This is a genomic window from Acinetobacter brisouii CIP 110357 (genome assembly GCF_000488275.1).
Taxonomy (GTDB): Bacteria; Pseudomonadota; Gammaproteobacteria; order Pseudomonadales; family Moraxellaceae; genus Acinetobacter; species Acinetobacter brisouii.
Map to the genome: position 1 here is coordinate 1310190 of NZ_KI530762.1, position 24681 is coordinate 1334870.

The following is a 24681-nucleotide window of genomic DNA, read 5'->3' on the forward strand; positions in this document are numbered from 1 at the left end:
AGCTGCTTTGAAGAAAATGTAATATGCAAAATTCTGCGATTAAAAATTATTTTGTGGCTAAACCCTGAAAATCAATTTGCGAAGCTGACTGATAAATTCTTAAACCAAATTCAGGCAGAATGGAAATTAGATGATCAAAAATATCTGACTGGATATTTTCATAATCGATCCAGACTGTTGTGCTAATAAAAGCATAAATTTCGATAGGCAATCCCATACTGGTTGGTTGTAGTTGACGCACAATGAGCGTTTGGTCTTGAGCAATGCCTTCATGTTGACGTAAATAGAAATTTACATAAGCACGGAAAGTCCCTAAGTTGGTTAGACGGCGCTGATTATATTCAGACTGATTGGAGAGTTTATTATTGAATTCTTCTAATTCATTTTCTTTTGAGTTGAGATAATTATTGAGTAACAAAAAGTCTTTTAACCTTTGATGTTCTTCAAAAGTCATGAAATGTACGCTGCTCTGATCGATATAAAGTGCTCGTTTCATACGGCGTACGCCAGACTGCGTCATACCACGCCAGTTGCGGAATGTATCCGTGACCAATTTATTAGTAGGAATTGTGGTAATAGTCTTATCAAAATTTTGTACGGTAATGGTATGTAATGACATATCAATGACATCGCCATCCGCATTGAGTGATGACATTTCAATCCAGTCCCCAATACGGATCATGTCATAAGAAGAAATTTGCACACTGGCAACCAGTGACAAAATGGTATTTTGAAACACCAACATGAGTACCGTTGCCATCGCACCGAAACCAGCCAGTAAGGTAAAGACATCTTTTTTCAGGAATGTTCCTAAAATCATTAATCCACAAATAATAAACAGCATTAATTTGACGAGTTGCAAATAACCCTTGATCGGCTTGTTTCGAGAGTTGGGATTACGCTGGTATATCGCATTAAAGACATTCAGAATTTCACTGATGGTGCGAGCAATACTCAGGAAAATAAATGCCTGACACAGCATTTGAACCAGATACACTAGTTTTGCAGATAGATGTGGAACCGTATCTATCCCGTTCATAATAATGAGTGCAGGAACAATATTAGAAAAACGCTGAATGACACTATGTTCAGCAAGGATAGAATTCGTTGCGAATGTCATCTTGAGTAAGATTTTACGAATGCCGCGAACAACGATTTGCTTGGTAATAAAATTAGCAACAAATGCAGAAAAAATCAGGATGCCTAAACCACTGAGCATTTCTAACCATGGGAACTTGTTTGCCCAAGCCTGGAGATCCTGAATATATTGGGAGAAATTAGACAAAATACCTAAGCCTTATACCAAAACCAACCTATATTGTACGGTTTTTTTAATATTGACTTAGGCAAGTTTAAATAAATAAACGTTTTATTATGATTGAATTACAGACTTACCACATCAGATCATCTGGAATGACATATGCTGCGTATGGATCTTCTTCATCTGTAGTTTCTTGGTTCTCTTCAGATTTTTTCCACAAAATAAAGCCCGACATTTTTTGTTCAATACGGTCTGCCAGTGCTTTAGGCAAATATGCATATTGCTCATTTTCTTTGGCAATAACTAGGCTACCTGAGACCAGTGCATTATAAATTTGCTGGTTAATGTAAACTTTCTTGATTTTGTTTTCATCAATAAACTGATAGATGCTATCGCCATCGGTGTCTTTAATTTTGTGTTGACCAATCATTTGAATAATATTGGCTTTGAGGGTTTTTTCTTCCAGTTGGCGTTGTTTTTCCGAATTGAGTTGCTGATCTCTTTCCTGTTTCTGTTGCTGATCTTGAGCAATTTTTGCTTTGATTTCAGCATCATTGCTTAGGCCTGCACGTTGTTCATGCTGTGCTTGCTTGGTCAATTTTTTCGCTTTTTTATTGTCGACTAAGCCCGCTTTCAATAACTGCGCCTGTAAAGCATTTTTAACCATAAGATAAATCCAACAAAATTAGTGATGTAGATGCTTGCGAAGATACAATGCCCAGTAAGTTAGACTCATGGTCAAACTGACGAACACTGGAATCAGAAAAGTATGTAAGTTTAAATAAGGATATAACCAAGTAACAAGTATCCCCCCACATAAAAAACCAATCAAAATCAAAAGCAGTAATATGATACGGCGTTTTTCCACAGGTAAACCACGTAGCAAATAACCAAAATTAAGCCCCAAATCCGTTAATAGTCCAGTGAGGTGCGTGGTTCGAATAATTGCGCCTTTATAGTGGCTGACCATAGCATTCTGCATACCCATGCCAACACACGCCCAAAGTAATGCATAGCGTGGATAATAAGGAATAAATAGCCAGCACAAAAAAATACACAGTGCAGAAAGGCTAAGTGGAATACCGTAACGGCGTCCAAGTTGAAAATGGCTGCTACCGAGTAAATAGCCGCTATATAAAGAACCCAGTACAAAACTTGAAATGACACAAATAATATAAATGGCATGCATGAATTGCCCATGCACAATGGCAATTGCCAGCATACTGACATTGCCTGTCATGTGCGAAACAGTTTGATGCCAAATATTCAGTAGCCCCAGTGCATTGACCATGCCTGCATTAAAAGCAAGAAAAAATGCACTGAGCTGAACCCAAACAGGTAATGTTTGAAATGGCATATCACGATCATGTGAGTAAAAAGTTATTTATCTTTATACCCTTGATCAACTGCAATTACAAATAACACATCAGTCGAAGAATTAAGAGCAGTTTCTGTCGAATCCTGCAAGACACTAATCACCATTCCAATCGCAACAACCTGCATGGCAATTTCTGAAGAAATACCAAACAGACCACATGCCACAGGGACAAGGAGCAAAGAACCACCTGCCACACCAGAAGCGCCACATGCAGAAATCGTCGCAACCACACATAAAATGATCATGGTGGTCAAATCAGTCTGAATACCCAAAGTATTCACTGTCGCCAGTGCCAATGTCGTAATGGTTACAGCTGCACCTGACATATTAATCGTGGAGCCTAAAGGAATGATCACATTTGCTGTAGATTCATCTACACCGCAACGGCGAGCGAGATCTAGGTTCACAGGAATATTCGCCGCAGAGCTACGAGTAAAAAATGCAGTAATTCCGCTTTCACGTAAACATTTAAGTACAAGCGGGTAAGGGTTACCCTTAATAACCAGCGCCACCATAATCGGATTAATGATTAGAGCAACAAAGAACATCGTGCCGAGTAAAACAGCCAATAAATGTGTATAGCTAATCAGGGTATTTATACCCGAGTTCGCAAAAGTGACGGCAACTAAACCAAAAATACCCACTGGTGCAAAGCCAATCACCAGTTTAATCACTTTTCCAATGGCTTCTGCACTGTCATGTAAGAAGGCTTTGGTTGAATTTGAGCTATGACGAAAGGCCACACCCAAAATCAATGCCCAAGCCAAAATACCAATAAAATTAGCTTCACTTAATGCAACCACAGGATTGGAGACAAAACTCAAGACCAAGTTTTTAAGCACCACACTTAAACTGTTTGGTGGCTGTAAAGACTGATCACTGGCTAAATGCAAAATAAGCGTTGTTGGAAATAAATGATCAGCGATGACAGCACTTAGGGCAGCAAGTAACATCCCTACGGTATACATGATCAAAATAGGCTTGAAATTTTTAGCGCTTTGCGCTGCCTGAAAATTCGCAATTGAGGAAATGACCAATACAAACACTAAAGTAGGTGCAACTGATTTCAATGCCTTAATGAAAATATCACCTAAAAGGCTTAAGTAAGGTGCAACGTTTGGGAAAAATAGGGCAACAGAAACCCCTAAAATAATCGCAATTACAATTCTAGTCACTAAACTAGATTGCTTAATAGCTAAAAGCATAAGAACGCCTTAAAAACCAATTAAGGTTCTAAACCTACAGAAAAGAAAGGTTGAGTATTCTATAGAAAAAAATTCAGATCTTGCATTTTTGTTGTGGCAAAAAGCCGATTATTATTGGTTAAATTAGAAAAAATATTATTTAATAATTTGATTTTTAATTATTTTCAATTAAACGGTGAGTAAAACATAACCTTATGGTTTGTTGTTAAAATAAACAAAAAAATCACCGTTTAATTCAGTACACCTTACGCTGTCATTGATAATGCAGAGGAGGTAAGATGAAAATTATAAATATTGCTTAAGATTTTGATAAAACGCTGATCTTTTATAGAGTAAAAAATTTGTTTGCCTGAACGGCGAGTGGTCACGATATTGTTTTTACGCAATATCATGAGTTGCTGAGAGAGTGTTGGTTGTAGAATTTGACTTTTAGTTTCAATTTCAGAAACATTCAGCTCTTCATTGACCAATAGGCTCAAAATCAGCAAACGATCTTTATTACCCAGTGACTTAAGTACAGTGACGATATCATCAGATAACTCACGAATTACATCAATATCTAGTGGCTCGTTCATTTTTTCCCCTTATTTAAGATTGATATAATTTATTAATAAATATACATAAAATATGTGTACAAAAAATGGATTTTGTTATTCTTTGCGTATAATTGTAACAAAAACAAATAGTAACCATGATTATCAGAAAAACATTGAATTGTCTTCTAAATTGGGTGGATATTATACAAGTTGTTGTATTACAAAGAATTGCTATCTATAAATTAACTTACTTAATAAATATCAGTAACTTATATGATTAAAAATTTCACCAATAGGAAAAAACTATCAGTATGATATTTTTATCATTTTTATAAGAGATCACACTTTTTGTAGCGACTTAGTATAATATGCGTGAAAATTTTATGTGCAACCTTTTCACTCATGTTTTCCTTTCTTTCAATTGAGTTCGCACTCTCTTTTATAGGTTTTTTTTGCCTATATTGGGGCTTACGGAAGATGCCCCAAATACAAAATATTGTGCTGATTATTGCCAGTTATTTATGTATTTTGCTGATGTCTAACTGGATTGCAGTCGCAGTCATCGCAAGTTATAGCTGTATTATTTATGCACTGTCTATTGCCATGGATCGCTGGCAGCAATATAAAAAAAAGATCTTTGTTTCAGGAATTATTATCACACTGATTCAATTGGCATTTTTTAAATATTATGACTTCTTTCGCCAAGAAACCAGTTTTTTACTCGATGCAATGCATTTAGACAGTTCATTTTTGGCTTCGAATTTATTGTTGCCTTTGGGAATTTCATATTACTCATTTCAATCGATTAGCTATTTATCTAGTCGTTATCAAAATGAAATAGAAGTCCCTCGTTTTAATTTGCCGCAGTTGCTACTGCATTTTTCATTTTTTACCACGATTACTGCAGGGCCAATTGCTCGTGCGCAGAGTGCTAAAGGTTTAACTGACATCAACCAGCAACCTTGCGGAATGAGTGCTCAAATTTGTCAAACTGAACCACGCAGGATTTTGTATCCAAGTTTGGCTTTTGCATTAATTTTACTGGCACTGATTAAAAAATGGTGGATTGCAGGCTGGCTCGCAGATCATTGGGTCAATCCAGTATTTTCAAACCCGATGCAATATCATTCGTTGGAAGTATTGTGCGCCATTTATGGCTATACCTTGCAGTTGTTTCTCGATTTCTCTGGTTATAGCGAAATGATGATTGCATTTGGTCTACTGCTTGGTTTCCGTTTACCTGTCAATTTCCGCGCGCCGCTGCTGGCGCACAATATTCGAGATTTCTGGGATAAATGGCATATCAGTTTATCGACCTGGATTCGTGATCATATTTATATTCCACTGGGGGGAAGCCGTGGTGGATTTGCACGTACACAAATCAACTTATTGATTGCTATGGTCTTGTCTGGGGTGTGGCATGGTTCAGGCTGGAACTTCTTCTTGTGGGGACTATTACACGGCGTTGGTCTGGTTTTACTGAATATCGGCGATAAAATTTATGAAAAAGTCCGTCAGGTCACGCCAAGAGAGTCTCGCAATGTATTAGCAAATACTGGCTGGTTAGGCAAAGCAGTTGGCGTATTTTTCACGATTCACTTTGTTTGTTTCTGCTTTGTATTCTTCAGAGCAAAAAGCTTAGATGAAGCACTACAAGTTTTCCATGCGCTATTTAGCAATACAGTGAATGTGTCTTGGTCAAACAACCCATTGTATTTGCTAGGTGTATTGCTGTTTGCTTGGGTACTTTATCCTTTGGTGCGAAATAACACGCACAAATTGGCTGAAATTTTTAGCCGAATTCCCAAATATGCTGTTTCAATTCCGTTATTTATCGTGTTTTTACTTGTGCTGATCTGTGCACCTTCAGGTATTCCAGGATTTATTTATGCAAACTTCTGATACGAATATTATCAGTTCATCATTAGAACAAACTCAACAACTCGAATATGTTCAGGATCATCTGGAACAGCGCCAGAATTTTTTATATGTGCTTTTCATTTTGCTGGCATTTGCCTTAACATCCATCTGGATTATGCAAAATTCGGTCAATGCTTATTTTCAGCAGACCTATCATAAAGATAGCCCGTTTGCGATGTTAGACCAGTTTCAAATCTGGCATATGGGTGGAGAAATTGGGGATTATTTATATCGTGAAAACGGGCAATACGATGAACGTGTCAATCAAATCAACAGTCATATGATTGACAGGTTTAATCAAGATTATGCCTATACTCCTGAATATAAAGCCGCAGAAGCAAAGCGTTTAAAAGAAGAACAGATAAAGCTAGCACTGCTTGAAAAACAAAAAGCCAAACAGGCTTTTGACCAGCGTTTTATGCTGACAGGACAAGATCAGGTGTTTTTTGCGGGTGACTCCATGATGCAGGGAGTTGCACCACATGTACAGAAAGTTCTGGAAGAACAAGGGATTCAGACGGTAAACCTGAGCAAACAAAGCACGGGTCTGACTTATCCAAAACTCTTTGACTGGCCAAAAACCATTCGGGATACATTAAACAGTAATCCACGTATTAAAGTGATGATTGTATTTTTAGGGCCAAATGACCCTTGGGATATGTTTAATGCAACAACTAAACATTGGCTTACCTTTAAATCACCAGAATGGGAAGCAGAATATCGTGCCCGTATTGACAGTATTTTAAATGAAGCACGTAAACATCATGTCAGTGTGATGTGGTTGACACCACCGAATATGCATAAAGATCAGCTAAATGAACAAATGATCTATTTGAATCAAGTCATTCAAAGTGAAGTAAAAAAAGCGCAAGAGTTCGTGATTGATTCACGTCCAATTATCGGTGGAAAAAATAACCATTTTACGGAAACACTCAACACCGAAAATGGCAATGTAAAAGTCCGTAGTGCGGATGGGATACATTTTACAGTTGAAGGACAGAAAATCATCGCGCACAATATTTTGCAATACTTACATTTAACAAATTAAGCGATTTTTGAATGAAAATGAAAGAATTAAAACGGTGCGGCCTGTTTCTGGCTGCATCTATTATTCACATTTCTGCTTTTGCAGGCCATCTCTCCAATTTCCAAGAACCGAATACGCCACAACTGGTTAAAAGCATTCAGCAACACAAACTCAATGTAGTTCAGTTTGGTGATTCACACACCGCTGCGGACTATATGAGTAATGCTTTAAGAACTACATTACAAAATACGTTGGGAAATGGCGGAATGGGATGGGGAATGCCCATGTATTTTTCTGGTCAGCGCCTGACCCGATTCGGTTATGACAATAGCAATTGGCAACCTATTTCAATTCGTACTCAGGTAAATGAAAATTATACCTTAGGTGGTCTGATTGCCCGTCCCGTTGCAGACGGCGCTACACTCACCATTAAAGCCAAACAGTCAGAACAACTACAAAAGATTACGGTCAGTCTCCGTCAGGGGGCTGAGGATAGCGACTTTCAGGTCACAGACAGCCGTGGGCAGCATTTTCGTTTAGGTGCGCCAATCAAAAATAACACATGGCAATTGCAAACTTTTGAAGCCTATTTGCCTTTTACCATTACAGCACCACACAACCCTCAATCTGCGTTAGGTGGTTGGTGGGCAAAAAATGCGACAGGTTCTGGCGCTGTAGTCTCCGCTCTAGGGGTGAACGGCGCACAATTGCAGTCATGGAATAACTGGAGTAACAACTGGAAGCAACAGCTTGGTCAACTCAAATTTGACTTGATTATTTTGGCGTATGGAACCAATGAAGCTTATACCTATCATGATCTTGAGCAACAAAAGCAGCTTTTACTCAGCCGAATTCATGATATTCGTGAAGCTTCACCGCATAGTGCAATTCTGATCGTTTCTGCACCTGAGAGTCTAAAAGACAAATCGGGTGAGTGTGGCATACGTCCAACGCAACTGAGCGCATTTCAAAATATGCAGCGCCAAGTTGCCAATCAGGCTCATACTTTATTTTGGGATTGGCAAGAAGCGATGGGTGGTCATTGCAGCATGAAAAACTGGATCGCACGTGGTGATGCTGCCCGAGATGGTGTGCATTTCTCTGCTTCAGGATATACCAAGTTTGGGGACATGCTTGCCAATGATATTTTGGCGCTGGCAGGTAAATCGGCTAGTGGTGGAGTAGTGGCTTCTAGTCATGTAGATGCACATTCAAGTCGATCAGCGGTATTTTCTGTAAATACTCAAGACCGCGCGATGGCACATGCAAGCATTTGTAATGTAGATGAAGCGAATGACTGTAAAATCATTCATTAAGATAAAAAATAACCCACAAATTTTGTGGGTTATTTTTTTCTAATCGGGATTACTTGTGTACAACAAGTACAGGAACAGTACTTTCAGAAAGAATAGCTTGAGTAACGCTACCCAAGAAGAGTTTTTTGATTCCTTTACGACCATGTGAACCAATAACAATCAGATCAGCACCAAGGTCTTTAGTTGCTTCAACAATCACTTTATGAATGGTTTGACCTTCAAGAATTTGGGTTTCAGCGGTCACGCCTTCTTGAGCAAACAAAGATTTTGCCTGTTCAAGAATTTCCTGAATTTCTTCTTTTGCTTTAGCCACATAATCATTAATAAACTGATCAGTGTTTACAAACTCGACAGCAACAAATGGATCAACCGCTAAAACACAAACTGCAGTCACTTTACTGCTAAATGCTTTTGCAATAGATGAAGCTTGTTTGACTGCTGCTAATGATGTTTCTGAACCATCAACTGGAACTAAAATATGTTTGTAAGCCATGTGAACTACTCCTAAGCTGTCCTTAGATACTGGATACTTTTTAAATTTTCATCGTTGTTAAATGTAAGTGTCTCATCTATAAGAATTTCTAGTAGTATTTCATCTATAAGTATTGTACAAACTAGAATTTTTTAATCCAAGAGCACGTAGCTTAAGGCTAACACATTTTATAAGCTTGAAAAAAGAGGGAATATTTTATTTTGATGAATAAAATCTATACTAATCCTTGGGTGTATCGATGAAATAAACTTGCATTTCATCGTTCTTTCACAAACGTATGCCCATAATATGCATCATTTTTTAGAGTGGGCTATCATGGATAATCAATCGGACCTCCAAAATTTAAATAATCTAATCGAGGAATTCGCAGTTAAAAATAAAAAACCTGAGAAAATCCTAATTGGCTATAAAGTTTATGCAGAGTTGATGAATGATCGTCAGTTCATGCAAGAGGTTGTTGGGTCAGCAATGAATCCAAATAAACGTAAGTATAAAAATATCAAAATTAAAGTGACTCAAGATGGTCGACAACTTGAGCTTGTTTAAATTCTAAATTGTGAGAAGTTGATAGGAGTGTGGGATGGACATGTCAGTTGATATACCACGACCATTCTCCTAACTGAGTTTTAAGATTAAAGATTCAATCAGGCCAAAAGCCTAGTTCAGAATAAACCATGTACTTGAAGGCAGATAAGATGGATATGATTTTATCGCCAAAAATTTCATCAGCTCATCTTGCGCGTTGAGTTCCACAATATGTTCGCCAATCATTATTTTTCTGGATTAAGCAAAATATTAGGAATTTTACCCAAGAAAATATCGCGGGCAATATCGCCTTGTTGTTCGATATTATAATCTGCAAATGCTTTATGCTTTTTTAGCGTGTAAGCATATGGGTTATAGCGTTTCAAACTTAAATAATAAGCCGTCTGTAAAATAGCACCTTTCACCAATACTGAGTTACCTTGTTGAAATTGCAAGACATGGGTCAACTCATGAATAAAAACTGCCTGATAAACCTGTGACTCTTGTGCATAGTCCAATGAATAATTTTCAGGGTTCACAAAGATTGCACCTATAGGCGCCATGAACATGCCAATGGGTTGCCACGGTAAAAACGGCGTATTCCAGATACGAACCTGCTGATAATCAATCAGATTGCCAAAGACTGTAGATGCAAGGGCAATTTCATTGGTTGTGAGCGGTCGGACATGCAGCGACCAGATTTTAAAATAATCCAGACAGCACAGTAAAATCCTGTTTTGAAATAATTTTTTGATCATAATAAATACTAATCTAAGCGCATTGCTTCTTTTATGACTTAATCCACGTATGCTGAGAATATAGGATGGCAATGACTCATTTAGATGAGAGCCTCAATACCTCAGCATGCTTTTCTGATGAAATAATATAAATATCCAATTTTCCCTGATTTTACTGCTGAGATGAAAATGTACTCAGCGATAAATTTTTAATATCTTCCGACGGCGGTGCGCCAAAGAAACGTTTATATTCTCGGGAAAATTGAGACAAGCTTTCATAGCCGACCTGCAAACTGGCAGAAGAAATATCACGATTTTCAGTCATAAGTAAACGCCGCGCTTCGGTTAAACGCAGGCTTTTTTGATACTGAAGCGGGCTCATACTGGTAATGTCCCGAAAATGCTGGTGAAAACTCGATACGCTCATGCCCATACGTTTGGCAAGTTCTTCTACACAGAGTGGTTGGGAAAACTGGTGTTTAATCCAGTCAATCGCGCGAATAATCCGATGTCCTGTCGTCCCCATCGTGACAATTTGCTTGAGGCGTTCCCCTTGTGGGCTGATCAGCAGGCGGTAAAAGATCTCTTTAATAATTAAAGGAGCCAATACGGCAATATCCTGAGGGGTACTGAGCAGATTGATAAGTCTAATAAAAGCACTGAGCATATCGGGTGTAAGTGTACCTACAGCAACACCTTTTCGTTCACGTGTAGACGGCTGAAAAGAAATCTGTGCTTCGAGCATGATTTGCGCCAGTAAATGCGGATCAAGTTTCAGTAACACACTGAGGTAGGGACGTTCTGGCGAGGCATCGGTAATTTGTGCAATCACAGGAAAATCCACCGCGGTAAACAGAAAATGACTGGCGTCATAGGTATAGATTTCCTGACCAAGCATGACCTGTTTCTGTCCTTGAGCAATCAGGCACAGGCTGGCATCCATCACATAACTGGTTGGTTCAGTCGGCTGCTCCCAGCGGCTTAAGCTCAAACCTGTGATTGGTGTTTGTACATGGTGCTGACCTTGCGTCCACTGTGCGATGCTACGTCCCAAAATTTCATTGAGCCCCATTTCCAAGTTTGACATTGTCCGACCTTTTACTTACCGCTGTAACTCTGCCCAACATAGCCGTAATTGATGAAGAAACCTAGAGCCTGCAATATTTTTTTGGAGAATTAGGCAAATCTGCAAGAGGAATGGAACAACTGTTTCATGCTGAAATTTCTATACTGGCTTTACGGTTCTGATAACAGACCGCTTTGAAAAAGAGGTGAAGCTCATGCAAGTGCTTAAAAATGCCCAGCATCAGTCTCAGCAAGGTTCGCCAGACTGGTTTAGTGGCACAGTCCATATTGATAGCTTATTTGCACAGCAAGAACCTGCTTATGTCAGTGGTGGGCGGGTGACCTTTCAACCCCAAGCCCGTACTGCTTGGCATACTCATCCACTGGGTCAGATTCTACTGGTCACCGCAGGTCTGGGTTATGTGCAGAAATGGGGTGACCCCCGCCAGATGATTCAACCCGGCGATATTGTAGTCATTGCACCCAATGAAAAACACTGGCATGGCGCATCGGAACAGCAGTTTATGACCCATATTGCGTTGCAGGAAGCACAACAGGGTCAGGTCGTGACTTGGTTAGAACACGTTGTAGATGAACAATATTTAGATTTAGCTTCTGGAGAACACAATGAGCATTAAAGTTTTAGGTTATGCAGCCCAATCGGCAACGAGTCCTTTAGCCCCATTTACTTTTGAACGTCGTGATTCGCGTGAAGATGATGTCACCATTCAGATCGAGTATTGTGGTGTGTGCCATTCTGACTTACATCAGGCACGTAATGACTGGGGCTTTAGCCGTTATCCGCTTGTTCCTGGGCATGAAATTGTTGGGCGTGTAACTGCAACAGGTGCAAAAGCCCACAAATTCAAAGTCGGTGATTTGGTCGGGATTGGTTGCTTGGTGGATTCTTGTCGACACTGTTCAGCCTGTGACAACGGTTTGGAACAATACTGCGAAAATGGACATGTCCAAACTTATGCAAGTGAAGATTTGCATGATCACCGTCCAACTTATGGCGGTTATTCGCAAACCATTATCTGTTCCGAAGATTTTGTATTGAAAGTCCCTGAAAACCTCGACACCAAAGCCGTTGCACCACTGTTATGTGCAGGGATTACCACATGGTCACCACTGCGTCACTGGAATGTCGGTCAGGGCAGTAAAGTCGCAGTCGTTGGACTAGGTGGCTTGGGACATATGGCAATTAAACTGGCGCATGCACTCGGTGCAGAGGTGACTTTATTCACCCGTTCAACCAGCAAAGAACAGGATGCGAAACAACTAGGTGCAGATCACGTAGTTCTATCAACTAATGCTGAACAAATGCAAGCTGTAGCTAATCAGTTTGACCTGATTATTGACACTGTACCGTATGAGCATGACCTGAACCCCTATGTTCCAACACTTGCGCTGAATGGAACACTGGTTTTGGTGGGTTATTTGGGCGAAATCAAACCGCATACCGTTCCGATGATTATGGGACGCCGCTCGGTTGCAGGTTCAGTGATTGGTGGAATTCAGGAAACCCAAGAGCTTTTGGACTTCTGTGGCGAGCATAACATCACAGCAGATGTGGAAATGATCGAAATGCAAACCATTAATGATGCGTTTGAGCGTATGTTAAAAAGCGACGTAAAATACCGTTTCGTGATTGATATGCAATCTTTCCATCAAACCAATTCAATTTAAGATTATATTTTTAAATGAATTTGCCCAGTATTTATTTTGCTACTGGATAGTATGAAAAGCATAGCGAGCCTGATCTAATGCAGGCTCGCTATTTTTATGCTGATTTTATGCTAAAACTATTCAACTTCAACGTTATTCAGCATCTGAACAAAGCATTCATATCACTCAAGACAATGACGTTAACTTCTTTTGTTCAGATTTAAAGCTTGAGAGTGACGCGACGGCCACAGCAGAGATGACTACCGTAGGCAAGCTAGCGATTAAGATCCCTGTGGTTCCCAATCCTAATGCCAAGATTTTTCCTGTTAATAGCGGTCCTGTCATAGCACCCAAGCGCCCCAGAGAAATCGCACTCCCGACACCCGTAACTTTTCCCATACCTGAATAAAAAATAGGCGAAATGCCGTAAAGAATGGATTGCCCGCCTGTAGAGAAAATCCCGCCCATAATTCCGGCAACAATTAACACAGGAATTGATGTTGTTGTGAACAGTAGGCTCAACGCAATAAATAGACCACTGTAGATAATCGCGGTTAATTGCCAAAGTTTTAGGCGATCCAGTAAAAAACCAAATGCTAAAGTTCCCACAATTGCACCGATCTGGAAGACCAGCATCACCATAAAGGCTTGTTGTTTTTCTAAGCCTTGTTCCATCAACAAGTTCGGTAACCAGCTAATTAAAATGTAATTGATCATTAGCGTGAAGAAAAAGCTAACCCAAAGCGGAAGGGTATGTCTATATTGCTTGTTTTGAAACAATACGTTCAGCGTGCTTGGCATCGCTGTAAAAGACTGCACTTCTTTGATGACTTTAAGCTTGTCTTTTAAAACAAGAGAGATGAAAGGAATCAAAAATAATGGCGTTATCCCCCCAATCAAAAACAAGCTTTGCCATTTAATCTCTGGTAAAAATATCGCAAGAATTGCAACAAAACTCGCACCAACGGGCAAACCGCAATACATCAGGCTATTTAACTTGCCCCGATTTTTTTCAGTTGCTTCATCACCGACACCTGAAATCATGGCAGGCATTGCAGCCCCTAAACCTAATCCTGTAAAAAATCGTGCGATATATAAAACTTCAACGTTTGGTGCATATGCTGTAATTACCATAAAAATGCCAAAAACTGCGATAGAAAGCATCAGAACTTTCTTTTGCCCTAAATAATCAGCAAGTCGCCCACCAAAGAATGCGCCAAATAACATGCCAGATACGCCTAAGCTAAATACGTATCCCATTTCTACTTTACTTAAGCCAAAAGTTGCGGCAATTCCCTTCGCTGCGATACCTGGTGCCTGAAGGTCATAGCCTTCAAAAAATGCGACCAAAAAACACAAAAAAATCGTTAAGATTTTTTGCACTTTCCCTGTTTGTATTTGTGCCATGATTGATCTCCATCAATAATATACAAATCGTTTTCAACTTACGATTCGGCTTGTTATTCTCTGTTTAATTATCATTTATAAATATCAAGACAATAGTCGGACATAATCACGATAAAATAATAAAGCAGGCTTATTTAAGGGTTATAAATTAAATATTATTAATAATAAAATTTAAAATATGTATTTATTTCAATAATTTAAATATGAGTAGTTATTTTTTATGAAACGATAGTAAAAATAGATCATTGCAAATCAATAAATCTAAAAGAGTCATATAATATGAGCTGTTTATTGTTTCAGGTCTTTGTCATCATAAAAATATGATCTTAATAAGGCATAAAAATGTAAGTTTTTATGCAAGCATCAATTTTTGACAGGTATGATTAAGGCGTCTAGGGAAGATCAATTAAGTTATGGAATTACGTCATTTACGGTATTTTGTTGCTGTTGCTGAAGAATTAAATTTTACTAAAGCAGCGCAAAAAATGTGTACAGTGCAACCTTCACTCAGTCAGCAAATCAGGGATTTGGAAGAAGAAGTGGGGGTGCAGCTTCTCTTGCGTTCTAATCGTAAGGTAGAACTTACAGAAGAAGGGAAGGTGTTTTTAAAGGAGGCGTTACTTTGTTTGGAGCACTCTGAAAAAGCCATACATGATGCTCGCCAAGTATCCAAATTAAATCACGATCACTTAAATATAGGTTTTGTCCCTGTCGCAGAGATGAAAGTATTTCCCTATATCATGCCGAATATTCGTGCACACTTTCCAAATTTAAATATTAATTTTCAAAGTTTAACCGATGCAGACCAATTTAAAGCACTGAAAAAAGGTGAAATTGACATTGCTTTTACACGGTATACTGATGAAACAAAGGAGTTTGAGTCATTTCACATTTTCCAAGAGCCGTTAGCCTTGATTGTACCTAAGAGCTCTCCTGCTGCACAGTTAAAACAAATCAGTATTAAAAGCTTTAACCAGCAGGATTTTATTGTCAGTGAAGAGGTAGCTTCACCACAGCTACATAAAATTATTAAGGATTTTTTTAAACAAGAAAAAATTACACCCAATATTGTTCAGTATTCGAATAATATTCTATTGAATGTAAATTTGGTGGGGATGGGCGTTGGCTGGAGTCTAGTGCCCTTGTATGTCACACCATTACTCGGTGACAAAGTGGTCGTGAAAAGTACGGTTGAGTCTTTACCAATGATCGATTTGTATGTGAGTTACCGAAAAAACCAAAAAAATGAAACGATTGACTTGATTTTAAAGATATTAAAGGAACATTTTCATATTAATCTTATATAGATGCACCGACGCTAGAAAAGGGTCGTTATACAAATAAAAAGGTCGCCTGATGAGCGACCTTTTTATTAGATGCATACATTCATTATGAATATAGTTTTGCAAATAAATCATTGCTGACGCTATTAAGCGTTTGTGGAATCGCAAGCGCTGCGACAAAACGGTCAGGGCGAAGAATCACAATCGATTGCGAGGTTTTACCAAACCAGCTGCGTATATCGACACCAGAATCACCAATTGTAATGACGCCATCAAGTTTTTTACGTTGAGGATTATCAATCTGCACGGCAGGCAGAACCTGAATGAATTTCACACCCAAAGATTTCCATTTTGCCATCGTTGCGTCATTCATTCCCCATTTAGGATCAACTCCCCATGCAATGATTGCAAAGTCATTATCAATCACGTCATCAAGTAATGCTGTTTCACCTGATTCGAGTTTGACTTGGGGTTGTATAAACATTTTACCAACGGGCGAATGTTTATGACCGTCTGTTACCAATGCACCGTCTTTGTATTGTGGCATTGGCTTAAAACGCATTTCCAATAAATATTGCTTAATTGGCTTAATATAATTGAGCGCATAGGCAATACTGTCTCGGACAAAGCCTTGCCATACTTTTGGTGGTGCAAGTACATGACCCGCCATCACAGATAAATCAATCATGGCTTTAGCATGATCTTTACGTTCAACTTGATACGAATCCAGTAAAGCAGCGCCTGATTTGCCTTGAACAACCAAGGCAAGTTTCCACGCCAGATTAAAGGCATCGCGCATACCGCTATTGTATCCCTGACCTTGCCATACAGGCATAATGTGCGCTGCATCACCTGCCAGTAAAATGCGATTAACACGAAATTTATCCGCGATACGAGCATTGTGTGTATATACACGCTGACGAATGACTTCAATCTTCTCGGTGTTTGGAAGCACTTTTGAAAGTAGTCTGTTGATATTTTCAGGTTTGCTCAGCTCTTCTTGAGTTTCGCCAGGCATAACCATAAATTCAAAACGACGGATGCCATGCGGTAGAGCGGCTGAAACATATGGTCGTACAGGGTCACAACATAAATAAATATGCGGTGTTGCAAGTGGATCATTTTCAATATCAATCACGATCCATTGATTTGGCGCTGTTTTTCCGTCAAAACCAATATTTAGTGTACGTCGAACAATCGAGTTACCACCATCACAAGCCACCAAATATTGTGCATGAACCACCTCAGATTTTTTATCTGCGGTTTCAATATTGAGTGTCACGCCATTTGCATCTTGACTAAATTTAGTCAAATCACGCGAGAAAAGAACCGTTGCAGTATCATACTGTTGTAAATTTTCGAGTAGAACTTTATCTACTTGCGGTTGAATAAATGCATTTCGACGAGACCAGCCAAATTCACGAGTCATCGGCTGAATATCGGCAAAACAGTGACCTTTAGGCGTTAAAAAGCGCATGGCATGATTTGGAGTGGTATGCGGTAAAACTTTATCAATTAGTCCAAGCGACTGAATTGTACGTAAAGCTTCATCGTCAATACCAATTGCGCGAGGGTAATCAATCAGGCTATCCAGTTTTTCTACCACAACCACTGAAATGCCTTGTTTGCTTAAATAGTTCGCGATGGTTAAACCGACAGGGCCTGCACCTAAAATTGCCACTTGGGCATTGTAATCAATTTGCTTCGTACTCACAGCAAAATCCATTCCATTGACATTCATTTAATTAACTGCCAATCCTGAAATCTGCACAACCTAGTCAATAGTCGCTAGATAGGCTAATTAAAATTATTTATCAAGAATTGAAAAATAATAAATACTTGAAATGTAAATATATTTTTAAATTTATTAAATATATTTTTGTGATCTGACGATCATTTTTTTCTATCGTTAGCAAAATTCGATTTCATTGATTCTGAATTGTTCAAAGGGTTGGTGTTTAATTTTAAAAATATTTTTACTCAATAAAAACAATTATTTATTTAATTATTTTTGATAATCTATAGAGTTTTTCATAAATTTTTATTAGCTATTAGTCGTATAAATTGACCATATTTGAAATATAAGCGCTTTACGATAGCGATAAAAGCCAATTATCTGTATGTTTTTTAATTATTTTTTTTATTAAAGCACAAATGAAAATTGTATCTATCATTTCTAACTATTATAAAAAACAAAATAACTATTGGAATAAAAATAATATTTTCCTGATTCTAAACAGGTTGTAAGTACACGTTTTTTATAGATAGCCAGATATCGTATCGCTGTAAGCATTCATTTGGCTACTGTGGAAATTTTCAGACCGCATTCAATGATTCGTTCATTGTTTGTAATAAGAAAATTACATTTCGTAGTTTAAGGAAAAAATAATGTCGAATTCTGGTGTTGTTGAAGTAGTTGCACAAGCTCTACGTACGGCTGAGCTCTCTCGAACTGCAATCGCTCCTATTCGTTCTGAACTTGGCGGTGAAAGCGCGGATGTGGATGTTGCCTATGCAGTGCAAGAGATTAATACTCAACGTGCATTATCGGAAGGACGCCGTCTAGTCGGTCGTAAAATTGGATTGACGTCTAAGGTTGTTCAAACTCAACTGGGCGTGGACCAGCCTGATTTTGGTATGCTGTTTGCCGATATGGCTTATGGCGACGGTGAAGCCATTCCTGCAGGTTTATTGATTCAACCCAAAGTTGAAGCTGAAATTGCGTTAATCATTAATCAGGATTTAACCCAAAAAGAACACACCTATGCAGACATTATTCGTGCAACCGAATATGCACTACCTGCCATAGAAGTCGTGGATAGCCGTATCGAAAACTGGAAAATCTCGTTGATTGATACTGTTGCTGATAATGCCTCTTCAGCAGCTTATGTTCTCGGTTCACGTCCTGTGAAACTCGAACAGCTAGATCTTGTAAATTGCAAAATGACCATGACTCGCGGCAATGAAGTGGTGTCTCAGGGCGTTGGCAAAGCCTGTCTTTCTAACCCGCTAAATGCCGCTGTCTGGCTGGCAGACGAAATGGTACGTCGTGGTCGTCCACTGCTTGCAGGCGATATTATTTTAACGGGTGCGCTCGGACCGATGGTGGTTGCGAACCCGGGTGATGAATTTCACGTTGAAATCGAAGGTTTTGGTTCAGTAACAGCTGCTTTTGCTGCTGAATAATCTAGTTCTTTAGGGAAGTTGTTCATGAAAAAGATTAAATGTGCATTGATTGGGCCAGGGAATATTGGTACTGACCTGCTTTACAAACTTCAACGTAGTGACATTCTTGAACCAGTATGGATGGTCGGAATTGACCCAACCTCTGAAGGTTTGGCACGTGCAGAAAAAATGGGCCTGAAAACCACCGCTGAAGGGGTTGATGGTTTATTGCCACACGTGATCGCGGATGATATCAAAATCGCTTTTGATGCGACCTCGGCTTATGTCCATGCTGAAAACAGCCGCAAGTTAAATGAACTTGGCGTACAGATGATTGACTTGACGCCTGCCGCGATTGGTCCTTTCTGTGTCCCACCTGTGAATCTGGAAACCTTGCTTGAAGCAGGCGACTTGCCAAACGTCAACATGGTGACCTGTGGCGGACAGGCGACGATTCCGATGGTGGCTGCAATTTCACGTGTTCAACCTGTTGCATATGGCGAAATCATTGCCACCGTATCGACCCGATCTGTTGGCCCTGGTACACGTAAAAATATCGACGAATTTACCCGTACCACAGCAGGTGCGATTGAAAAGGTCGGGGGTGCCAAACAAGGCAAGGCGATTATTATCATCAACCCTGCTGAGCCACCATTAATGATGCGTGACACCGTACACTGTTTAGTGGAAGGTGAACCTGATCAGGCCGCGATTACAAAATCTGTGCAGGCCATGATCAAAGAAGTTCAAAAATATGTTCCAGGTTACACACTGGTGAACGGCCCGGTCTTTGATGGCAATCGCGTATCCATGTTCCTTGAAGTTGAGGGACTCGGCGACTTCCTACCGAAATATGCGGGTAACCTTGACATTATGACTGCTGCTGCTGCGCGTACCGCAGAAATGTTTGCAGAACGTTTACTCGAAACAGTTGAAGCTTAAAAGGATCACCACATGTCTAAGATTATTATTAATGATATGACTTTACGTGATGGTATGCATCCAATGCGCCATCAAACCACACCTGAGCAAATGGTGAAAATTGCCACTGCACTGGATGACGCAGGTGTGCCTCTAATTGAAGTCACCCACGGTGACGGCTTGGGCGGTAACTCGGTCAACTATGGCTTTGCAGCAGCCAGCGATGAAGAATATCTCAAAGCAGTGATTCCACATCTGAAACAGGCCAAAGTCTCTGCACTGTTACTGCCTGGTATCGGAACGGTCGACCATCTCAAAATGGCACATGATGTGGGTGTTGCAACCATTCGTGTTGCAACCCATTCAACCGAAGCCGATGTCTCTGAACAGCATATTACCGCTGCGCGTAAACTGGGTATGGACACCGTAGGCTTCCTGATGATGGCACACATGGCCTCTCCAGAGAAATTGCTCGAAGAAGCACAGAAAATGGTGTCTTATGGTGCCAACTGTATCTATGTGACTGACTCTGCAGGTTATTTGTTGCCACAAGATGTTACAGATCGTGTGGGTATCTTGCGTGCCAACCTGCCAGCAGACGTGGAAATCGGCTTCCATGGACACCATAACTTGGGTATGGGTGTGGCGAACTCGATTACTGCGGTAAATGCAGGCGCAGTACGTGTGGACTTGGCCTCTGCAGGTTTAGGTGCAGGTGCGGGTAATACGCCACTGGAACTGTTTGTTGCCGTGGCCAATCGTATGGGACTGGAAACAGGGGTAGACCTGTTCAAGGTTCAGGATATTGCTGAAGACATTATTATTCCGATGATGACGCATCCGATTCGTGCAGACCGTGATGCAGCAACTTTGGGTTATGCAGGTGTGTATTCATCATTCTTGCTGTTTGCCAAACGCGCTGAAGCTAAATATGGTGTTTCTGCACGTGAAATCCTGCTTGAGTTAGGACGTCGTGGCACTGTCGGTGGTCAGGAAGATATGATTGAAGATCTGGCTTTAACTATGTCTAAAGCGAAAACAATCGCAGCTTCAGTTTAAAACTAATGATCTAAAAGTATCTCACAGGAGTACTTTTTAGAAAATTTTGATTGAATTCAGGAAGTATTGAAAAAAATTCTTCCGATTTATGGGTAAAGAGAAATAGTCATGACCACGGTACAAATTCCAGAATATAAAACGGATTCATTTTTTGGTTTAGAAGATAAATGGATTCAAACGGCTGAAGGCGAGTTAACGCATTATCACGAAGTGGGCGAGGGAACACCTGTTCTATTTTTACATGGTTCAGGTACAGGCGTATCTGCGGCAGCAAATTGGTGGCTAAATTTACCTCAAATTGGTGAGCAAGCACGTTGTATCGCTATTGATACCATTGGTTATGGTCAAACAATTGTTGCACCAAACACTCAATATGGTATTCGTGCATGGGTTGATCATGCTGTTCGCACATTAGATGCGTTAGGCATTGAAAAAACATGGTTAGTCGGTAACTCTTTGGGTGGCTGGCTGGCTTTTCAAATGGCATTGGATTACCCAGAACGTGTACTCGGTATTGTCTCTATGGGAACTGGTGGCGCTAAACAAACGGCAGCATTAAAAGCACATGCAAACCCAGTGTTAACAGAAGACGGCATTAAAAAAACCTTGTCGATGTTTGTCGTGAATAAAGACTTAATTACTGATGAATTGGTCAAAGTGCGATTTGAAGCGGCAAAGAACGATTATGCATTTGATCGCTTGATGGATGTTGTGACTGCTCGAGATCGAGATCGTTTTGAATTTCCACTTGATTTTGAAAAAATGAAAGACATCACTATTCCTGTACTATTGGTTCACGGTGTACAAGATGTCGTCATTCCTGTTTCACGCACTTGGGATATTTTAAATACTGTCCCTAATGCTGACGCGCATATTTTCAGCCAATGTGGTCACTGGTCACAAGTTGAAAAAGCCGATGAGTTTAATGTCGTGATTAAAAACTATTTAGCTGCTCATGGCGTTAAATAATTTATTTTGAAACGAAATTAGATTGAGCCTGAGTCTGTATCGTCAAGTATGAACTGGTGCAGATTCAGCAAATACATTATTTAGATTCGATTTCGATATAGATTTATACAGGATGATCGAAGGTAATTTTTATTATCTTCTTAAAGGAATAAACTATGCCTGTCAAACTTATCTGTGCTTCACACAGTCCATTAATGGAATTTGCTTCGCCACAAAACCATTCACAAGAACAAAAAGTACGAGAAACTTTTGCTCAGCTAGCTGAAGACGTCAAACGATATAACCCAACTTTAATTATTGCTTTTGGTTCAGACCATTTTAATGGTTTTTTTTATGACCTGATGCCAAGTTTTTGTGTGGGAATTCGGGCAAACGCTGCGGGTGATTGGAATTATGGCCCTGGAAAAATCAATGTGCCTGAAGACGTCGCATTAAACCTGATTCGTAGTGTACTTGATGAAGGTGTTGATGTTGCTTATTCGTATCGTATGCAAGCAGATCATGGGGTAACTCAGCCTTTGCATTTTTTATGTGATGGTCAGCTTGATCGTTACCCGACGATTCCTATTTTTATTAATGGGGCAGCAACTCCAATGCCAACAACCAAACGAGCAATCGCACTTGGGCATGCTGTCGGGAAATTTATCCAATCTCTGAATCTTGAGAATGAACGTGTACTGATTTTGGGAACAGGTGGGCTTTCGCACGATCCGCCAACACCGCAAATGGGTTCAGTGCCACCAGACGTAGAAGAGTTTTTAATTTGTGGCCGCAATCCTTCACCAGAATCTCGTTCTGCGCGTCAGTCTAAAATTATTTCTGTAGGGCAACGACTAGCTGCAGGTGACCAATCTGTTGCTGTTCCACTTAACCCAGAGTGGGATATTGCACTATTAGAAAAATTTAAAAATGCTGATTTTTCCTCACTTGCAGCCATGACTGAAACCGAGATACGCCAAGAAGGTGGACGCGGTGGTCAAGAAGTCCGTTCTTGGATGGCAGCATTTTCCGCATTTTCAACTTTAGGCGACTACGAGATGAAACTACACTGTTATGAAGCTATTAGTGAGTGGATTGCAGGTTTTGGTATCGTTTCAGCCGAATTAAAAGGGCAATGATCTTTTTAACGACTATAAAAAAGCCGCTTAAATACTTTTGCTTTTAAGTGGCTTTAAAAAATACATCTAAATTTAAGTATAAAAAAAGAACTATTCTTGATGCTTCATTTTGATTTTAATTCATTTTTTTTAATGTTATGACTGCTGCATTTTACGATATGAAATGATGTAGATGATGCCGTCACAATCTCACAATCATAACTTTGCATAGATGCAGAAATTTACCTTCATTCTTTAATAAAAATATTGATTTGGGCTATTGATTTCAATAAAAACTGTTTGTAATATCTAATTCCATAATTTTTTTATGGGATTTATATGGGTAAATTTATTTACCTAAAAAATCATACCTAGAAACATTTCAGCATAACAATATACAAGAGAACAGCGATGGAATGGAACGAAAGTTATAATATAGGAATAGATGTAATTGATCATCAACATCGACAAATATTGGATTATATCAATGCCTTAGAACAAATTCTAATCAACGGTCAACGCGATAAAATCAGAGAAATTTTAGATGATTTGATTGATTACACCCAGTCCCATTTTAGCTTTGAAGAAAACCTCCTTCAACAAGTCTTCTATCAATATCTGCCATCTCATAAAGGCATACACGAATTATTTGTTAAACGGTTGAATGAATATCGTCATAGATTTGAAAGGGGAGAAGCTATCGAGAATGATTTATATCGATTACTTTCAAAATGGTTGATTAATCACATTCAGCATGATGATCAAGATTATGTGAATTCTGTACGTGAAAATATGCTGCATTATTTACAGTCACAAGAAAAGAAAAAAGGAAAAAGCTGGTTTTCACGATTTTTCAAATAGAAACCATTGATTATTATGCAGATTTTTTTCAAACAACCACATACAGCGGTAAAACCTAGTTGCCGCTGTGTTTTTTATTTCGAATCAATTGTGTTGGAATAACAGGTTTGCTGATCTATATTTTGACCAGAATTTAATCATTTTAAGTGTAAATTGGCATATACGGCAGCCATAAGAACAGATGCTGTTGTCATTTTAAAACGATAGCTAAATTCTAAAGTTCATCAATATTTTATAAAAATACCAATTCAACATGTTTCCAAGTGAATCCCAAACAAATCAACTAGAGCAGCTAGCAACAAGTTCTTTAGATCGTCTTATTATGCTGATTGCAAACTCGATGTATGGACGAGATCAACAAACCAAAATTACTACTGATCAGGTTGGATCATCACATAACAAGAATGAGATAGCGCAGGATTTCCGCATCATGATGAATATTAACGTGCTTTAGTGAAGATATTAAACTTGTCCAGAATTTCTCCAGCACGAAGTTGCAGTCGCCATTTTAGCTAGATTAACTTTGAATAGGTTGCAATCACTGATATACTATTTAACATAATATACATTATACGAAATATTATCTTGTGCTAAAAGCTACCTAGAAACCTATATTTCTATCTCTTAAATGCTTTAAATGGCGCCATTATTTGTTGATATTTTTATCAATCACACATCATCATTTGATGATCCATGATTCCAATGATTCCAATGATTCCAATGATTCCAATGATTCCAATGATTCCAATGATTCCAATGATTCCAATGATTCCAATGATTCCAATGAT

23 protein-coding genes are annotated in these 24681 nt (G+C 39.2%); 13 read left to right on the forward strand and 10 right to left on the reverse strand.

The features are described 5' to 3' along the window. Positions 1–46: 46 nt before the first annotated feature. From P255_RS06150 to P255_RS06170, 5 genes are all read right to left on the reverse strand, one after another. Positions 47–1285, reverse strand: coding sequence for a mechanosensitive ion channel family protein (locus P255_RS06150; protein WP_004901595.1), 1239 nt, complete (start codon positions 1283–1285; stop codon positions 47–49). 106 nt (positions 1286–1391) lie between these two features. After that, a complete protein-coding gene (locus tag P255_RS06155; RefSeq protein ID WP_004901597.1) occupies positions 1392–1928 on the reverse strand; it encodes a DUF2058 domain-containing protein in 537 nt (178 codons plus the stop codon). Between the two features lie 18 nt (positions 1929–1946). After that, the gene (locus P255_RS06160; protein ID WP_004901600.1) at positions 1947–2618 is read right to left on the reverse strand and encodes a YoaK family protein; all 672 of its coding nucleotides are present in this window, start codon (positions 2616–2618) and stop codon (positions 1947–1949) included. A 23-nt stretch (positions 2619–2641) separates the two neighbouring features. Next, positions 2642–3844, reverse strand: coding sequence for a serine/threonine transporter SstT (gene sstT / locus P255_RS06165; RefSeq protein ID WP_004901603.1), 1203 nt, complete (start codon positions 3842–3844; stop codon positions 2642–2644). Between the two features lie 245 nt (positions 3845–4089). Next, on the reverse strand, positions 4090–4419 hold the full coding sequence (locus P255_RS06170; protein ID WP_004901607.1) for an ArsR/SmtB family transcription factor: 330 nt from the start codon (positions 4417–4419) through the stop codon (positions 4090–4092). A gap of 438 nt (positions 4420–4857) precedes the next feature. Here P255_RS06170 and P255_RS06175 point away from each other — a divergent pair, with 438 nt between their 5' ends. From P255_RS06175 to P255_RS06185, 3 genes are read left to right on the forward strand one after another with little or no spacing between them, the layout of a single operon-like run. After that, on the forward strand, positions 4858–6282 hold the full coding sequence (locus tag P255_RS06175; RefSeq protein WP_004901609.1) for an MBOAT family O-acyltransferase: 1425 nt from the start codon (positions 4858–4860) through the stop codon (positions 6280–6282). Continuing rightward, positions 6269–7348: an SGNH/GDSL hydrolase family protein gene (locus tag P255_RS06180; protein WP_004901612.1), complete on the forward strand. Its 1080-nt coding sequence runs from the start codon at positions 6269–6271 to the stop codon at positions 7346–7348. The genes P255_RS06175 and P255_RS06180 overlap by 14 nt, the downstream gene beginning before the upstream one ends. Before the next feature lie 17 nt (positions 7349–7365). Further along, the gene (locus P255_RS06185; protein ID WP_035365057.1) at positions 7366–8643 is read left to right on the forward strand and encodes a GDSL-type esterase/lipase family protein; all 1278 of its coding nucleotides are present in this window, start codon (positions 7366–7368) and stop codon (positions 8641–8643) included. A gap of 49 nt (positions 8644–8692) precedes the next feature. On the opposite strand, the gene P255_RS06190 is transcribed toward P255_RS06185, so the two are convergent. After that, positions 8693–9136, reverse strand: a complete 444-nt coding sequence (locus P255_RS06190) for a universal stress protein (protein ID WP_004901618.1) — start codon at positions 9134–9136, stop codon at positions 8693–8695. Positions 9137–9451: 315 nt separating this feature from the next. On the opposite strand from P255_RS06190, the gene P255_RS06195 reads away from it, so the two are divergent. Beyond that, positions 9452–9682: a hypothetical protein gene (locus P255_RS06195; RefSeq protein ID WP_004901620.1), complete on the forward strand. Its 231-nt coding sequence runs from the start codon at positions 9452–9454 to the stop codon at positions 9680–9682. A 224-nt stretch (positions 9683–9906) separates the two neighbouring features. Here P255_RS06195 and P255_RS06200 read toward each other — a convergent pair whose 3' ends face one another. Beyond that, a complete protein-coding gene (locus P255_RS06200; RefSeq protein WP_004901625.1) occupies positions 9907–10419 on the reverse strand; it encodes a hypothetical protein in 513 nt (170 codons plus the stop codon). A 151-nt stretch (positions 10420–10570) separates the two neighbouring features. Next, positions 10571–11485 carry an AraC family transcriptional regulator gene (locus tag P255_RS06205; RefSeq protein WP_004901627.1) on the reverse strand — a complete coding sequence of 305 codons (915 nt, stop codon included), beginning with the start codon at positions 11483–11485 and terminating at the stop codon, positions 10571–10573. Between the two features lie 193 nt (positions 11486–11678). On the opposite strand from P255_RS06205, the gene P255_RS06210 reads away from it, so the two are divergent. Continuing rightward, positions 11679–12101: a (R)-mandelonitrile lyase gene (locus P255_RS06210; RefSeq protein ID WP_004901630.1), complete on the forward strand. Its 423-nt coding sequence runs from the start codon at positions 11679–11681 to the stop codon at positions 12099–12101. Then, a complete protein-coding gene (locus tag P255_RS06215) occupies positions 12091–13152 on the forward strand; it encodes an NAD(P)-dependent alcohol dehydrogenase (protein ID WP_004901632.1) in 1062 nt (353 codons plus the stop codon). The genes P255_RS06210 and P255_RS06215 overlap by 11 nt, the downstream gene beginning before the upstream one ends. Before the next feature lie 165 nt (positions 13153–13317). Here the strand turns inward: P255_RS06215 and mhpT are convergent, their stop codons facing one another. Next, complete coding sequence (gene mhpT / locus P255_RS06220; RefSeq protein WP_004901634.1) at positions 13318–14538, reverse strand: 3-(3-hydroxy-phenyl)propionate transporter MhpT; 1221 nt, start codon at positions 14536–14538, stop codon at positions 13318–13320. Between the two features lie 413 nt (positions 14539–14951). Here mhpT and hcaR point away from each other — a divergent pair, with 413 nt between their 5' ends. Beyond that, on the forward strand, positions 14952–15845 hold the full coding sequence (gene hcaR, locus P255_RS06225; RefSeq protein ID WP_004901636.1) for a DNA-binding transcriptional regulator HcaR: 894 nt from the start codon (positions 14952–14954) through the stop codon (positions 15843–15845). 82 nt (positions 15846–15927) lie between these two features. Here hcaR and P255_RS06230 read toward each other — a convergent pair whose 3' ends face one another. Continuing rightward, positions 15928–17562, reverse strand: coding sequence for a bifunctional 3-(3-hydroxy-phenyl)propionate/3-hydroxycinnamic acid hydroxylase (locus tag P255_RS06230; protein ID WP_004901638.1), 1635 nt, complete (start codon positions 17560–17562; stop codon positions 15928–15930). 647 nt (positions 17563–18209) lie between these two features. Here P255_RS06230 and mhpD point away from each other — a divergent pair. The 6 genes from mhpD (at position 18210) to P255_RS06260 (ending at position 23893) form a co-directional block, all read left to right on the forward strand. After that, positions 18210–19007, forward strand: coding sequence for a 2-keto-4-pentenoate hydratase (mhpD, locus tag P255_RS06235; protein ID WP_004901639.1), 798 nt, complete (start codon positions 18210–18212; stop codon positions 19005–19007). A 24-nt stretch (positions 19008–19031) separates the two neighbouring features. Next, positions 19032–19928 (forward strand): acetaldehyde dehydrogenase (acetylating), encoded by an 897-nt coding sequence (locus P255_RS06240; RefSeq protein WP_004900856.1) that lies wholly within the window; start codon positions 19032–19034, stop codon positions 19926–19928. Between the two features lie 12 nt (positions 19929–19940). Further along, the gene (dmpG, locus tag P255_RS06245; protein WP_004901641.1) at positions 19941–20966 is read left to right on the forward strand and encodes a 4-hydroxy-2-oxovalerate aldolase; all 1026 of its coding nucleotides are present in this window, start codon (positions 19941–19943) and stop codon (positions 20964–20966) included. 108 nt (positions 20967–21074) lie between these two features. Continuing rightward, entirely contained in the window at positions 21075–21935 is an 861-nt protein-coding gene (locus P255_RS06250) for an alpha/beta fold hydrolase (RefSeq protein WP_004901643.1), read from the forward strand. Between the two features lie 155 nt (positions 21936–22090). Continuing rightward, the gene (locus P255_RS06255) at positions 22091–23053 is read left to right on the forward strand and encodes a 3-carboxyethylcatechol 2,3-dioxygenase (protein WP_004901645.1); all 963 of its coding nucleotides are present in this window, start codon (positions 22091–22093) and stop codon (positions 23051–23053) included. A 390-nt stretch (positions 23054–23443) separates the two neighbouring features. After that, positions 23444–23893 (forward strand): bacteriohemerythrin, encoded by a 450-nt coding sequence (locus P255_RS06260; RefSeq protein ID WP_004901647.1) that lies wholly within the window; start codon positions 23444–23446, stop codon positions 23891–23893. The last annotated feature ends 788 nt before the right edge of the window (positions 23894–24681 follow it).